This is a genomic window from Amycolatopsis sp. NPDC101161 (assembly GCF_044768185.1).
Lineage (GTDB): Bacteria > Actinomycetota > Actinomycetes > Mycobacteriales > Pseudonocardiaceae > Amycolatopsis.
In genome coordinates this window covers 1809404-1822874 of record NZ_JBIWPI010000001.1, presented here as the reverse complement: position 1 = coordinate 1822874, position 13471 = coordinate 1809404, and the positions used below count along the sequence as shown (strand labels likewise).

Below are 13471 nucleotides of genomic sequence, written 5' to 3'. Positions count from 1 at the left end.
GACAGGGCCAGGCGCGGGCCCGCGGCTCGACCTACAGTCGAAAGCATGACCGAGCCGAACCTGCTGGGCGATCACCTCCGCGCCCGCCGCGAACTGCTCACCCCCGCTCAGGCGGGCCTTCCGGTCACCGGCGTCCGGCGGGTTCCCGGCCTGCGCCGGGAAGAGGTCGCGATGCTGGCCGGCATCAGCGCCGACTACTACCTGCGCCTGGAGCAGGGACGCGACCGCAACCCGTCCCGGGCGGTCCTGGAGTCCCTGGCGCGCGTGCTGCAGCTCGACGACGACACCACCGCGTACCTGATCAGCCTCACCGAAGCGAAACCCCGGCGGCCACGCCGGCGGCGCAAGGAAAGCGTGCCGCCGAGCATCGTCAAGTTCCTGGCGGCCCTGTCGCTGCCGGCGTTCGTCGAGGGCCGCTACTTCGACGTGCTGGCCGCGAACCCGCTCGCCGGGGCGATCTCGCCGCGCCTCGTCGCGGGCGCCAACCGGCTGCGCGACGTCTTCCTCGACCCCGCCGAGCAGGCGCTCTTCCCGGACTGGGAGCACGCGACGCGGGACCTGGTCGCCGGCTTCCGCCAGTCGGTCGGGACCGAGACGCAGGACCCGCGGTTCATCGAGCTCGTGGGCGAGCTTTCCCTGGCCAGCCCCCGGTTCCGGGAGCTGTGGGCACGCCACGACGTCGCGAACCGGCGGGGCGCGACCGTGCGCTTCGACCACCCGCAGGTCGGCGAGCTGGTGCTGAACCGGGAGAAGCTGCTCGTCAGCGAGGCCCCGGGGCTCGTGCTCGCCGTCTACCACCCCGACCCCGGCACGGACGCCGCGGACAAGCTGGCCCTGCTGGCCTCCGCGGCGCTTCCGCCCGCCACCCGCACCACGACAGAACAGGAACACCACGCATGAGCAAGCTCGCCCTCGTCACCGGCGCCACCTCCGGGATCGGGCAGGCGTTCGCCGACCGCCTCGCCGCCGACGGTTACGACCTGGTGGTCGTCGGCCGGCGGCAGGACCGGCTGGACGAGTTCGCCGCCGCCCACACCGGCGTCAAGGTCCGCACGGTCGCCGCCGACCTGTCGACCGACGACGGCATCGACGCCGTCGCGGAGATCGCCGCCGCCGAACCCCTCGACCTGCTGGTCAACAACGCCGGCGTCGCGCACTACATGCCGCTGGCCGACCTGCCCGCCGCCCAGGCGCGCGAACTGGTCAAGGTCAAGGTCCTCGCGCCCACCTTGCTGGCCCGCGCGGCCGTGGCGGGCATGCAGGAACGCGGCCGGGGCGCGATCGTCAACGTGGCCGGCATGATCGCGTTCAGCGGCCCGGCACCGCACGCGCAGATGCCCCGGCGCGCGGTCTACGCGGGTTCGCTCGCCCACTTGGTCACGTTCTCGCAGACCCTGAGCGCCGAACTCGAAGGCACGGGCGTCCGGGTCCAGGTGGTGTGCCCGGGCGTGGTCGCGACGGAGTTCCACGAGCGCCAAGGCATGGACCTCAGCGCGATCCCGCGGATGAGCGCGGCCGACGTCGTCACGGCGTCGCTGCGCGGCCTGGAGCTGGGCGAGGTCGTGTGCGCTCCCGGGGTCGAGGACACGGGCTTGCTGGCGTCGGTGTTCGACGCCGAACTGGCTGCTTTCGGGGGCCAGAGCACGGAACTCGCCACCCGCTACCGGGACGGTCAGATCTCGTAGGTGACCTCGGCGAGCCCGACGTTGTAGCTCTTGACCCGGATTTCGAGGACCGACAACGTGTTCGCCGGCCAGCTCACGCGCGCGGTGGCGCCCTTGCCGCAGCCGAGGGACTCCCACGGCCGCGGCGAGCGCACACTGGCCATCCGGCCGTCGCGTCCGGTCTGCCTCGGCAACGCGGTGGCTTCACCGACAAGTGGGCGGCGCGTCGAGTCGTGCAGCTTCACCAGCAGATTGCGGTGGAGCGAGTACCTCGAGATCCTCGTGGTACCTGGCGGCGGGCCGGCTTCATCCGCCGAGGCTGGCGCCGGATCGCGGATTTCCCGTCACTCGAACGGTTCTTCATCCCTCAAGGGACGACCAGCACCGGCCAGTGACCCGCCCGGATGAGCTTCGTCGCGACCGAGCCGGCGAAGCGGTGGCCCGCCTTCTGGGACGCGCCGACCACCACCGTGTCGGCCTGGCAGCGGTCGGCCGTGTCGCGCAGCGCCGTGTACGGGTCGCCGTACGTCTTCACCAGCGTCACCGCGATCCGCAGTTCCTCGGCCGCCGACCGCATCTGGTCGCGCAGCTCGGCGAACAGGTGCGTGGCCGTGTCGTGCTCCAGGACCATCGCGACCGCCGGCCGCAGCGGGGCCAGCGGGGCCGGGCACGCCACGAAGACGACCACGAGCCTGCTCCCCTGGCGGCGGGCCAGGCCGAACGCGAAGGCCGCCGCCCGCATCGCCGTGTCCGTGCCGTCGACGCCGGCCAGGATGGCCCGCGCCGGGGTGGCCCGACGCGGGCCGAAGCGCTCCACAGTGGACTCGAACGCACCGGGGCCGCCCATCGCCGTCTCCCCTAGCCCACTACCGCGCCGGACGCCGGTTCGTCCGCCTTCTCGGCGACGTCGATGGTCGTGCGCAACGTGATCGGCTTGAGCAGCAGCGCCGCGATCACCCCGACGACGGCCACCGCCGCGGAGATCAGGAAGATGTGCGCCGTCGCGTCGCCGTACACGGTGTGCACCACCGCCTGCACCTGCGGCGGCAACGCCTTGAGGTTCAGCGCGCTGACCCCGCCGGTCGACGCCTGGCCGGCCGGCACGTGCAGCGCCGCCGCCAGGTCGGCGGACACGCGGTTCGCCAGCACCGCGCCGAGCACCGAGACGCCGATGGTGCCGCCGAGCGACCGGAAGAACGTCACCGACGCGCTCGCCGCGCCGAGGTCGCGCAGCGGGACGTCGTTCTGCACGGCCAGCACGAGGTTCTGCATCGTCATGCCGACGCCGATGCCGACGACCGCCATCGCGATCCCGATGATCCACAGCGGCGTGGCGTGGTCGACCGTGCCGAGCCCGAGGAAGCCGAGCACCAGGATGATCGTGCCGGACACGATGTAGGGCTTGATCTTCCCGGTCCGGCTGATCAGCCGCCCGGACACCGTCGAGGACACGAGGACGCCGGCCATCAGCGGCATGGTCAGCAGCCCGGCCTCGGTGGGCGTGTACCCGCGGCCGATCTGGAAGTACTGGCCGAGGAACACCGCGCCGCCGAACATCGCCATGCCGACCGCGAGGCTCGCGAGGATGGCGAGGGCCGGCGTCCGCTGGACGACGATGTGCAGCGGCACCACCGGTTCGCGGACCTTCTTCTCCACCACCACGGCGGCCGCGAGCAGCACGAGCCCGGCCGCGACCATGACACCGCTCTGCCAGGAGACCCAGTCGAACGAGTTGCCGACGAACGACACCCAGATCAGCAGGACGCTCACGCCGGCGGCGATGAGGCCGGCGCCGAAGTAGTCGACCTGGACGTTCTCGCGGCGCACGGTCTCCAGCTTCAGGGTGCGCTGCAGCACGATGAACGCCAGGACCGCGATCGGCACGCCGACGAAGAAGCACCAGCGCCAACCCAGCCACGGCACGTCCACGATCAGGCCGCCCAGCAGCGGGCCGCCGACGGTCGCGACGGCCATGACGGCGCCGAGGTAGCCGTTGTACCGGCCGCGCTCCCGCGGCGGGATGATCGCCGCGATCACGACCTGGACCAGCGCCTGCAGCCCGCCGACGCCGATGCCCTGGAACGCCCGCGCGGCGATCAGCTGCCCGGTGTCCTGGCTGAAGCCGCTGATCATCGAGCCGGCCACGAAGATCACGATCGCGACCTGCACGAGCGTCTTCTTGTTGAACAGGTCGGCGAGCTTGCCCCAGATCGGGGTGGTGGCGGTGGCGGCCAGCAGCGTCGCCGTGACGACCCAGGTGTACTGCGTCTGCGTGCCGTTCAGCGAGCCGATGATCAGCGGCAGCGAGGTCGAGACGACGGTCGAGCTGATCATGGCCACGAACAGCGCGAGCAGCAGCCCGGACAGCGACTCCAGCACCTCGCGGTGCCGCATCGACCCGGACGAGTCGGTTCTATCGGACTTCATGGCATCCCTTCGCACGTTCCGGACCATCATTGCCCATTGGGCAAACTTGCACAATGGGCAACTTATTCCGGAGGTTACGCTGTGCGCATGGACACCCTCGACCTCCGCACCCGCAAGAAGGCGGCGACGCGGCAGTCGTTGCACGAGGCCGCGCTGCGCCTGGCGATGGAGCGCGGGCTGGACGGCGTGACGGTCGAGGACATCGCGGACGCGGTGGGCGTGTCCCGCCGGACGTTCTCGAACTACTTCACGAACAAGGAAGACGCGATCCTGCACGCCGACCGGGAACGGACCGGCGTGCTCGTGTCCCTGGTGGAGCACCGGCCGGCGGACGAACCGCCGTGGCAGGCGCTGCGGACGGCCAGCCGCGAGCTGTACCACGGGCGTGCGGTCCCCGACCGCGAATGGGTGGCCCAGCTGCGCCTGCTGCGGCGCCACCCGTCGCTGCTCGCGCAGCAGGCGGGGGACCAGATCACGCTGGAGCGCGACCTGGCCGCGGTGCTGCTGGCGCGCGGCCACGGCCTCGACGAAGCCTTGGCGCGCCTGATGACGGCGACGTTCCTGGCGGCCGTGCGCACGGCGAGCGTGCTGTGGCTCGAGGGCGCGGCGGACCAGCCGCTGCCGGATGTCCTCGACGGCCTGCTGGGGCGTGTCGAGTTCAGCTGAGCTACGGGCGGAACGCCTTCAACGCCGTCGCGACCAGCGCGTCCGCGTACCCCTCGGTCAGCGGGCCGGTCCGCAGCAGCCACCGCTGGTACAGCGGCGCGTAGAGCACTTCGAGCACCAGGTCGAGGTCGGCGTCGGCGGCGAGCTGCCCCGCCCGCTGGGCACTGCGCAGCCGGTCCTTCTTAGCCTCGTCGACGGGGGCGGCGAGCCGCTCGCGGTAGAGCGCGGCCAGGTCCGGGTCGTTCGCGATTTCCGTGTTGAGCGCGCGGATCGGCGCTTCGAACGCCGGGTCGGCGAACTCGGCGACGGTCGCGCGCATGACCACGCGCAGATCGGCTTCCAGGTCGCCGGTGTCGGGCAGCGCGACGACCGCGCCGGACGGGTCCGCGCTCAGCTCGAGGACCGAGTCGAACACGACCGCGCCCTTGTTCGGCCACCACCGGTAGATCGTCTGCTTGCCGACGCCGGCCCGCGCGGCGATGGCGTCGATCGACACCTTGGCGTAGCCGAGCTCGACGATCAGCTCGCGGGTGGCCGCGAGGATCGCCTGCCGGGACCGTTCGCTGCGCCGGGCGGCGTCGGGCTTCTTGGGGGCCACGGCGGGAGCCTAGCGCACGACGAGACGAACCGTTCCGTCTTGACACCCTCCCTGGTGCCGTGCAGACTCGACGCCACGAGACGAGACGATTCGTCTCGTGAAGGGAGGGGGGCAGCCATGACGGCCACCGACGGTCAGGTCTGGTTCATCACCGGAGCGTCACGCGGGTTGGGTCGCGCCATCGCCGAAGCCGCACTCGACGCCGGGCACCGCGTGGTCACCGCCTCCCGGACGAAAGGCACGCTCACCGACGACCGGCTGGTGCACATTCCCCTGGACGTGACCGACCGCGACGCCGTTTTCTCCGCGGTGGAGCGGGCAGCGGCCGTTTTCGGCGGTCTCGACGTCGTCGTCAACAACGCCGGGGTGCTGCTCTACGGCATGGTCGAAGAGGCCACCGAAGAACAGGTCCGGGCGCACTTCGACGTCAACTTCTTCGGCGCGCTCTGGGTCGCCCAAGCCGTGCTGCCCCACTTGAGGGGCGGCGGCCGGCTGCTGCAGGTGACGTCGATGGGCAGCGGCGGCGGGATGGCGTCGGTCGGGTTCTACGGCGCCGGCAAGGCGGCGCTCGACGCGTTGACCGAGGCACTGGCCATGGAGGTGGAGCGCTTCGGCGTGCGCGTGACGAACCTGCAGATGGGCGGCTACGCGACCGGGCTCTTCACGAGCGGAACGACGACCACCACCCCGGACCCCGCCTACCGCGAGCTGCGCAAGGAGCTCGAGGAGATGTGGGGGGACGACGCCGGCCCGGCACCGGAGACGGCCGCGCCGGTCGTGCTGCGCGTGGCGGCGCTGGCCGAACCGCCGCGCCGGCTCGTCGTCGGCAGCGCGTCGTTCGACATGCTCCAGGAACTGGCCCGGACGCGCGCGGAGCAGTACGCGAAGTGGGAAGACCTCAGCCGGCAGGCACCCGGCTGAGGTCTTCCCCCCGGCTCAGACCAGGCCCTGCTGGGACAGCCAGTCCTTCGCCACGTCCGCGGCCTTCTCGCCGTCGGAGTCGACGCGCTTGTTCAGGTCGCGCATGCCCTCCGTCGTGAGCTTCGCGCTCACCGCGTTGACCGCGGCCGCGAAGTCCGCGCCGCGCTCGTCGAGGACCTTCTTGGTGACCGCCGGGACCACGTTCTCGGTCGGGACCATGGCCAGGTCGTCCTTCAGCGCGACGTACTTCTTGTCGCCGGCCAGCGGGCTCACCGAGTCGACCGGGATGACCGTCACGGCACCGGAGTCGAGCTGCTGCACCCGCGGCCCGAGCTCCTGGACGGTCTGGAACGTCGCGTTGGTCAGCTTGTAGACGTCGGTGAAGCCCTTGAAGCACGTCAGCCGCTTCTCGCACTCCGGGCCGCCGGCCAGCACGACCTTGTCGAGCTTCTTCAGGTCGCCGATGGTCGCGAGACCCTTCGACTGCGCGAGGTCGGCCTTGACGATGTAGGTGTTCTTGTCTTCGGCCGCCGCGTAGTTCAGCAGCGACACCCCGCTCGGCTCGAGCAGCTTGGCCAGCTGGTCGTGCTCGCCCTTGGCGTCCTTCACCGGGTCCTTGCCGAACCCGGCGGCGATCGCCGAGCCCTGGTACTCCGGGATGAACTGCAGCTCACCGGACTTCAGCGACGGGTAGATCAGCTCCCGCGAGCCCAGGTTCAGCTTCCGCGTCACCGGGTAGCCCTTGGCCTCCAGGGCCTGCGCGTAGATCTCCGCCAGGATCTGGCTGTCGGTGAAGTTGAAGGACGCGACGACGATCGGCGCCCCGCCCTTGCCCGCCGCGGCGGGCTTGTCGTCCCCGCCACCGCACGCCGTCAGGCCCAGAGCGGCCACCGCCACCAGCGCGGCCACTCGGATGTTCCGGGTCCAGCCCACGTCCCACACTCCTCAGTCAAGATCGGACGGTCAGGACCCTAACCAGCCCCACCGACAGAAACCACTTGCTGGGAATCACCCGGCGAGGTGATCACGCAGCGTCGAGCCGGCGTATTCGGTGCGGTACCGGCCCTTGGCCTGCAGGATCGGCACGACGTGGTCGACGAACGCGGCCAGCTCGTAGGGCAGCGTCGAGCCCATGATGGTGAACCCGTCGACCGCGCCGGCGTCCTGCCAGGTGAGCACGTGGTCGGCGAGCTGCTCGGGCGTGCCGACGAAGTGGACCTGCCCCGCTCCCCCGGTCACCCGCTGCGCGATCTCGCGCAGCGACGCTTCGGGACGCTCCCGCGCCGCCGCGGCGAGCTGCTGCAGCCGCGAAGAGCCGCCCTCGGCCCGCAGCTCGGCGGGCAGCGGCGCGTCCGGGTCGAACGCGTCCGGGTCGAGGCCCGCGGTGTACAGCGCGTTCTGCCAGCGGAACTCCGGGCTGGCCAGCTCTTCGAGCCGCTCGGCCCGGGCCTTCGCCTCGGCCTCGGTACCGCCCAGGGTCACCATCAAAGCGGGCAGGACGCGCACGCCCGAGGGATCGCGGCCGGCCGCGACGACCTGGGCGTCGAGCTCGGCGCGGAACTTCACCGCGGCCTCCAGCGACGGCGGCCCGGAGAACACCAGCTCGGCGTACCGGGCGGCGAGCCCGATCCCGGCGGCCGACTGTCCCGCTTGGACCAGCACCGGGCGCCCCTGCGGCGACCGCGGGAACGGCAGCACGCCCTCGACGTCGTAGAACTTGCCGTGGAAGCGCGGCGCGTGCAGCTTGGCACGGTCGGCCCAGACGCCGTTTTCGCGGTCGCCGACGATCGCGTCGTCGTCCCAGCTGTCCCAGGCGCGCGTGACGACGTCGACGAACTCGTGGGCGCGTTCGTACCGGTCGGCGTGGTCGGGGTGCGCCTTTTCGCCGAAGTTCGCCGCGGCCAGCGAGGTGATGGTGGTGACGATGTTCCAGCCGGCGCGGCCGCCGCTGAGGTGGTCGAGCGTGGCGAACCGGCGGGCGAGCTCCCACGGCTTGTTGTACGTCGTCGACCCCGTCCCGATCAGGCCGATCCGCTCGGTGACCGCGGCCAGCGCCGACAGCACCGAGATCGGGTCGAACTGCGTCTGCGGCAGGTGGGTGACGCGGTACTCGGCGATGGCGATGTTGTCGGCCAGGAAGATCGAGTCCATCAGGCCGCGCTCGGCGGTCCGCGCGATGTCCGCGTAGTACGGCAGCCCGAGCACGCCGCGGACGTCGTCCTCGACGACCCGCCACGCGGACTCGTGGTAGCCGTTCGGCCAGATGAAGGCGTTGAAGTGCAGGGGATCCGTGGTCACGGCGCGGCTCCTTCGAGGGTGTCCGTCCATGGTCAACCGGACCGCCGCGAGGCTATTCCCGCGTCCCACATGCTGAACGCCTCGCCGTCCCACCCGGTGGGAGGACGGCGAGGCGGCCGCTCAGCTGCCCGGGGTCACGGGGGTCTTCGACACCCCCTTCCCGCCGGTGGCCGTGTTGGACGCGCCGATCACGTTCGGCGACTTCCGCGAGACGCAGCTGCTCTGGTTGGTCGAGTTGATCCCCCAGCCCTGCGCGTTCGTCAGCGTGAACGTGTTCTTGGTGATCGTGTTCCCGCAGCCGGCGTCACCCCAGACGTTGTGCGTCTGGAAGCCGTCGAGGTACGGATGGGTGACCTTGTTGCCGGTGATGGTGTACCCGTCGCCCTTGACGTCGATGGTGGAGTCGCCGGAGTTCTCGTTCTTCTCCCCCGTCCCGTCGAGGGTGTTGCCGGAGACGACGCCGTCGTGGGTGCCTTCCTTGATGTCGACGCCTTCGGCCGCGACGCCGGGGCCGATCTTGTTGTCGAGCACCTGGACGTAGTTGCTCGCGTCGGGGTCCTGGCCGCCGTTCGCGCCGTAGCACCCCCAGTTGCTGTTGGCCGAACCGAGGTAGACGCCTTCGCCGTAGCCCGGCTGCTCCTTGCCGGTGTTGTAGACGGCCGAATTCTTGATGACGCCGTACGCGCTGCTCTTGCGGAAGTGCACGCCTTCGTAGCCGATGTCGTGCACGGTGACGCCGTCGATCGTGACGTGCGAGGCCCCGTCGAGGACGATGCCCTTCTTCGAGTCCTTCACCGTGAACCCGTGGAGGTTCCAGTAGCTCGCGCCCCGCAGCCAGAGGCCGTAACCGGTCCGGCCGGACGGGCAGTCGGTGTCACCGGGGTTGAACAGCGGGTCGTGCAGGACGGCTTTCGCGCTGCCGGTCAGGGTGATCGGCGCCGACGCGGTGCCGGGCTTCGTCGCCACGAACTGGCCGCTGTAGTCGCCATCGGCCAGCACGATCGTGTCGCCCGCCTTCGCCGCGGACAGCGCCGCGGTGAGCTGGGCTGCCGTGGAGACGGCGATCGTCGTGGCGGCGGGGTGGACGAGCTGCCCGAGCAGGGACAGCGCCGCGAATGTCTTGAGCATCGGTGCTCTCCGTTCAGCCGGCGTTCTTCAGGAACAGGGACTTGGCCGTGCTCGTCTTCGAGTCGTCGACGCCGTGGCCGTGGGTGTAGTCCCGCTGTTCGTTGCGGGCCCAGTCGGTGATCGGTTTGCCGCCGACGTCGAGGTGGTGGAACGCGGTGCCGTCCCAGCCGAACTGGTAGATCTTCGTGTGGTCGGGGTAGTACGGCGTGTACGCCGCACCCGCGTTCACCTGCTTGGTCATCGTGTTGTCGAAGAAGACGTTGCGGGGCCCGGAAGAACCGGACCACTTCACCGCTTTCTGCCCGGTCGACCAGTAGATCGGGAACCACGTCGAGTCGTCCGGTGCGTCGCCGCCTTCGTCGCCGCAGTGGGCCGTGCAGCTGCCCGACCGGTGGGCGAAGGAGACCCGGTTCGTGTTCAGCTCGAACAGGTTGTTGCGTTCGTAGCCGCCGTGGATGTTGAAGTCGGAGTCGATGTCGTTGCCGATCACGACATTGCCCGAAGCCGACCACTGGAACGTGAAGTGCCGCAGGTCGCGGGTCGTGTTGCCGGCGTAGAGCGAGTCCCAGACGCGGGAGCCGCGGAAGTAGCCGTTGCCGCCCTTGCCCTTGTTCCACGAGCCGTCCAGCTCGTTGTTCACGATCTGCAGGTTCTTGGCTTCCTCGGTGACGATCGGATGCGAGCCGGTCATGATCGCGTGCGTGTTGCGGACCCAGGAGTTGGCCGCCCACTTGAACACGATGCCCTGCATGGCGAGGCTCGGCGCGAGGTTGCCGTAGTTGTCCTTGGCCTGCTCCCGCGTGACGCCCGGCGGGGCGGCCTGGGTGAAGGAGAGGTCCTCGAAGCCGACGCCGACGATCGGGTCCACGATCGGCGACGCCTTCGACGCGTACGCCGAGCCGTCGATCGGCGCGGAACCGTCCGAAGTGGAGTCGACCGGGACGTCGTACTCGAGCGGCTTGTCGACCGACACCGTGTGGTTCTTGGTGTCGACCGCGGTGATGGTGAACCACTGCTGGCGCATGTGCAGGTTCTGCAGCGGCCAGGTCGTGGGCACCGCGTTCATCGACTGGTAGAACTTCATCGTGTTGGCGGCCCGGATGTTGATGAAGCCGCCGACCTTCATGTTCGTCGTCTTCGCGCCGGTGGCCAGGTAGACGGTCTTGTCACCGGTGCGCGCGGCGAAGCCCTTGTCCCCCGGCTTCTCGCGCAGCTTCGCGCCCGCCTTCCAGTGCACGTTGATCGTGCCTTCGAAGAGGTCCTTGCGGTTGGCCGGCGCGGACGCGTACTCGCCGGCGTAGCTCGGGTCGACGCCGCGCGACTGCACGCGGAACAGGCCGCGGCCCGGCCACAGCCAGCCGCCGGAACCGTCCTCGTAGCTCATCTCGTGCTGGTCCCACTGGTCGCCGTCCGGGGTGACGACGTCGTATTCGGTGTTCTTGTCGGGCTGGTAGACGAACTTCGTCGCGTCCATGCCCGCGCCGCGCAGGATCAGGTAGTTCGCGTCGACGTGGATTTCGTGCGAGACGTTCAGCGTGCCGGCCGGGAAGGTGATCAGGCTCAGCTTGGTGTAGCTCGCCGAGGGCGAGCACGACGAGTGGATCTTGTCGATGGCCGCCTGGATGCCGGCGGTGTCGTCGACGCCGTCGTCCGGCTTGACCCGGTAGGTGGCGGCGAGCTGGGCCGCGGTGATCCGGCAGCTCGCGCTCGGGTTGACGGCGTCGGCGCCGGGCAGGTCCTGGCCGCCGCGGAAGCCGGCTTTGCTCCAGTCGTAGAGACCGGGCACCGGCGCGGCGCGGTTGCCCGCCGATGTGTCCAAAGTGGTCAGTGCGCCGGGACCGGGTGCCGCGGCCGACGGGCTCGGGCCGCCGAAGCCGGCCGCGACGGTCGCGGCGACGGCCGCGATCGCGACGGTTGTCTTGCGTGACAAGGAAACCTCCGGGAATGTCGAGCCCGCGGGCTCGCGTGGGGACACGCCGGAACCCGGCGTGCGTGACTCGTCCGTGGCGGGTGCGGCGAGTTGCCCGTCCGGTGGCGGTTACGGCCGAGCGGCCGAGGGGGAGACGCGCGAGGCGATGGCCCGTCTGATCACAAGCTCCTCCGTAGCTGACTGGTCTGCACCAGGACTGCTTGAAGGCGGCGGTGCGACGAACATACCAACCGGGGCGGCCATTAGTAAAGTAACCTTCCAAATACGGACCGCAAAACCCCGCACGTGACCCGCGTCACTTCACGCCCCGTCCCCGGAACCCGTGGCCCGGCCGGTGAGAACAGCAGATGACACTGGGCGCAGCGAAAGGCGGGCGATGACCCCGGAAGACACCGAAGCCGACGACGACGCGAGCGTGATCGGGCGCTCGCGGGCGGAACCGAGCCTGTTCGCGGTCATCTTCGACCGCCACTCCCGGCACATCCACCGCTACCTCGTCCGGCGGCTCGGCCCGAGCGCGGCGGACGACGTCCTCGCCGACACGTTCCTCATCGCCTTCAGCAAGCGGGCCAAGTTCGACCTCACCCGGCCGGACGCGCGGCCGTGGCTCTACGGCATCGCCACGAACCTCGTCTCGCGGCAGTGGCGGGCCGAGGTGCGCGAGCTGAAGCTCCGCCAGGCCGTCGGGCCGCCCGCCGTCGACGACGGGCACGCAGACCGGGTCGCCGAGCAGGTCAGCGCCCAAGCCCTGGGCGGCGACCTCGACCGGGCGCTGGCCAAGCTGCGGCCGCGCGAGCGGGACGTCCTGCTGCTCGTCGCCGCGGAAGGGCTGGGCTACCAGGAAGTCGCCGAAGCCCTCGCCATCCCCGTCGGCACCGTCAAATCGCGGCTCAACCGGGCCCGCGGCCACGTCCGCGCCGAGCTCGGCGCCCTCGACCTCGTGAAGGAGACCGCCAGCCATGGATGACCTCGACCTGATCCGCGAACGCGCGCAGGCGGTCGGCTTCGCGCCGGCGGAGCAGCTCACCCCGGCGCGGGAGCGGCTGCTGGCCGCGGCGCGCGGCGAACGACCGCGCCGGTCCCGCCGCTGGTTCTGGGCCGCCGGCGCCACGATCGGCTTGGCCGCGGCGATCACCGCGGTCGTCGCGCTCACCCCGGCCGACCGCGTCGGCATCGGCGCCGGCGTCGCGCACGCCGACCCGGTCAAGGTGCTGACCGAGGCGGCCAGCACCGCCCTGAAGGAACCGGCCAAGCCGCCGCGCCCGGACCAGTTCCTGTACGTGAAGACCGAATACGCCATTCCCCCGGACCGCGAGGTCTGGCTCTCGGTCGACGGCACCCGCGACAGCCTGATGGGCAACGTCAAGGAAGGTGGCTGCCGCAACGGCAAGGCGCCGATGTACGGCACGAACGACCCGCGCGCGGAAGGGACGCTCCAGGACTGCGTACCCAGGTCGATCTACCGGACGGACCTGCCGACGACGGCCGACGGGATGCTGGCCTACCTCTACGCGAAGGAAGAGGATCGCGACGGCCGGGCCACCTACATCGGCAAGGCCGTCTACACCCTCGCCGACGAGCAGGTCCTCCAGCCGGCGTCCTACGCGGCGCTGTTCGAGGCGGCGGCGAAGGTGCCGGGCCTGACGGCCCTGGACCACGTCACCGACGGCGCCGGCCGGCCGGGCGTCGGGATCAGGTTTCCGATGCCCCCGGGCTCCGCACCGAAGGCGAAGCCGATCGTCCTGGTCTTCGACGCCACGACCCACCAGTTCCTGGGTACCCAGGACAGCGCCGTGACCGTGAAGACCTACGTCGACGAGGTGGGGCAACGCCCCTGAA

Annotated in this window: 14 protein-coding genes; 6 read left to right on the top strand and 8 right to left on the bottom strand. The window is 70.7% G+C overall.

Features of this window, described 5'->3' with window-relative positions; translation table 11 throughout:
• Positions 1–45 precede the first annotated feature (45 nt).
• Together ACIRSS_RS08955 and ACIRSS_RS08950 are read left to right on the top strand one after the other, a co-directional pair.
• The gene (locus ACIRSS_RS08955) at positions 46–900 is read left to right on the top strand and encodes a helix-turn-helix transcriptional regulator (protein WP_400892390.1); all 855 of its coding nucleotides are present in this window, start codon (positions 46–48) and stop codon (positions 898–900) included.
• A complete protein-coding gene (locus tag ACIRSS_RS08950) occupies positions 897–1685 on the top strand; it encodes an SDR family NAD(P)-dependent oxidoreductase (protein WP_400892388.1) in 789 nt (262 codons plus the stop codon). Before ACIRSS_RS08955 ends, ACIRSS_RS08950 begins: the two co-directional genes overlap by 4 nt.
• Here the strand turns inward: ACIRSS_RS08950 and ACIRSS_RS08945 are convergent.
• From ACIRSS_RS08945 to ACIRSS_RS08935, 3 genes are all read right to left on the bottom strand, one after another.
• Entirely contained in the window at positions 1673–1909 is a 237-nt protein-coding gene (locus tag ACIRSS_RS08945) for a hypothetical protein (protein ID WP_400892385.1), read from the bottom strand. The genes ACIRSS_RS08950 and ACIRSS_RS08945 overlap by 13 nt on opposite strands.
• Positions 1910–2031: 122 nt before the next feature.
• The gene (locus ACIRSS_RS08940) at positions 2032–2511 is read right to left on the bottom strand and encodes a universal stress protein (protein ID WP_400892383.1); all 480 of its coding nucleotides are present in this window, start codon (positions 2509–2511) and stop codon (positions 2032–2034) included.
• 11 nt (positions 2512–2522) lie between these two features.
• On the bottom strand, positions 2523–4091 hold the full coding sequence (locus ACIRSS_RS08935) for an MDR family MFS transporter (protein WP_400892380.1): 1569 nt from the start codon (positions 4089–4091) through the stop codon (positions 2523–2525).
• A gap of 87 nt (positions 4092–4178) precedes the next feature.
• Here ACIRSS_RS08935 and ACIRSS_RS08930 point away from each other — a divergent pair, with 87 nt between their 5' ends.
• Entirely contained in the window at positions 4179–4757 is a 579-nt protein-coding gene (locus ACIRSS_RS08930) for a TetR/AcrR family transcriptional regulator (protein ID WP_400892377.1), read from the top strand.
• Between the two features lies 1 nt (position 4758).
• Here ACIRSS_RS08930 and ACIRSS_RS08925 read toward each other — a convergent pair whose 3' ends face one another.
• Positions 4759–5355, bottom strand: coding sequence for a TetR/AcrR family transcriptional regulator (locus tag ACIRSS_RS08925; protein WP_400892374.1), 597 nt, complete (start codon positions 5353–5355; stop codon positions 4759–4761).
• 117 nt (positions 5356–5472) lie between these two features.
• Between ACIRSS_RS08925 and ACIRSS_RS08920 the strand changes: the two genes are divergently transcribed.
• Entirely contained in the window at positions 5473–6276 is an 804-nt protein-coding gene (locus ACIRSS_RS08920) for an SDR family NAD(P)-dependent oxidoreductase (protein ID WP_400892372.1), read from the top strand.
• Between the two features lie 15 nt (positions 6277–6291).
• On the opposite strand, the gene ACIRSS_RS08915 is transcribed toward ACIRSS_RS08920, so the two are convergent.
• The 4 genes from ACIRSS_RS08915 to ACIRSS_RS08900 all read right to left on the bottom strand — a co-directional run bounded on the left by ACIRSS_RS08915 (position 6292) and on the right by ACIRSS_RS08900 (position 11632).
• Positions 6292–7209 carry an ABC transporter substrate-binding protein gene (locus ACIRSS_RS08915; protein ID WP_400892369.1) on the bottom strand — a complete coding sequence of 306 codons (918 nt, stop codon included), beginning with the start codon at positions 7207–7209 and terminating at the stop codon, positions 6292–6294.
• A 75-nt stretch (positions 7210–7284) separates the two neighbouring features.
• Positions 7285–8574: an LLM class flavin-dependent oxidoreductase gene (locus ACIRSS_RS08910; RefSeq protein ID WP_400892367.1), complete on the bottom strand. Its 1290-nt coding sequence runs from the start codon at positions 8572–8574 to the stop codon at positions 7285–7287.
• Between the two features lie 120 nt (positions 8575–8694).
• A complete protein-coding gene (locus tag ACIRSS_RS08905) occupies positions 8695–9702 on the bottom strand; it encodes a right-handed parallel beta-helix repeat-containing protein (RefSeq protein WP_400892365.1) in 1008 nt (335 codons plus the stop codon).
• Positions 9703–9715: 13 nt separating this feature from the next.
• On the bottom strand, positions 9716–11632 hold the full coding sequence (locus ACIRSS_RS08900; protein ID WP_400892363.1) for a hypothetical protein: 1917 nt from the start codon (positions 11630–11632) through the stop codon (positions 9716–9718).
• A gap of 376 nt (positions 11633–12008) precedes the next feature.
• Here ACIRSS_RS08900 and ACIRSS_RS08895 point away from each other — a divergent pair, with 376 nt between their 5' ends.
• Together ACIRSS_RS08895 and ACIRSS_RS08890 are read left to right on the top strand one after the other, a co-directional pair.
• Positions 12009–12599 (top strand): RNA polymerase sigma factor, encoded by a 591-nt coding sequence (locus tag ACIRSS_RS08895; protein WP_400892360.1) that lies wholly within the window; start codon positions 12009–12011, stop codon positions 12597–12599.
• Complete coding sequence (locus tag ACIRSS_RS08890; RefSeq protein WP_400892358.1) at positions 12592–13470, top strand: CU044_5270 family protein; 879 nt, start codon at positions 12592–12594, stop codon at positions 13468–13470. The genes ACIRSS_RS08895 and ACIRSS_RS08890 overlap by 8 nt, the downstream gene beginning before the upstream one ends.
• Position 13471: the final 1 nt, after the last annotated feature.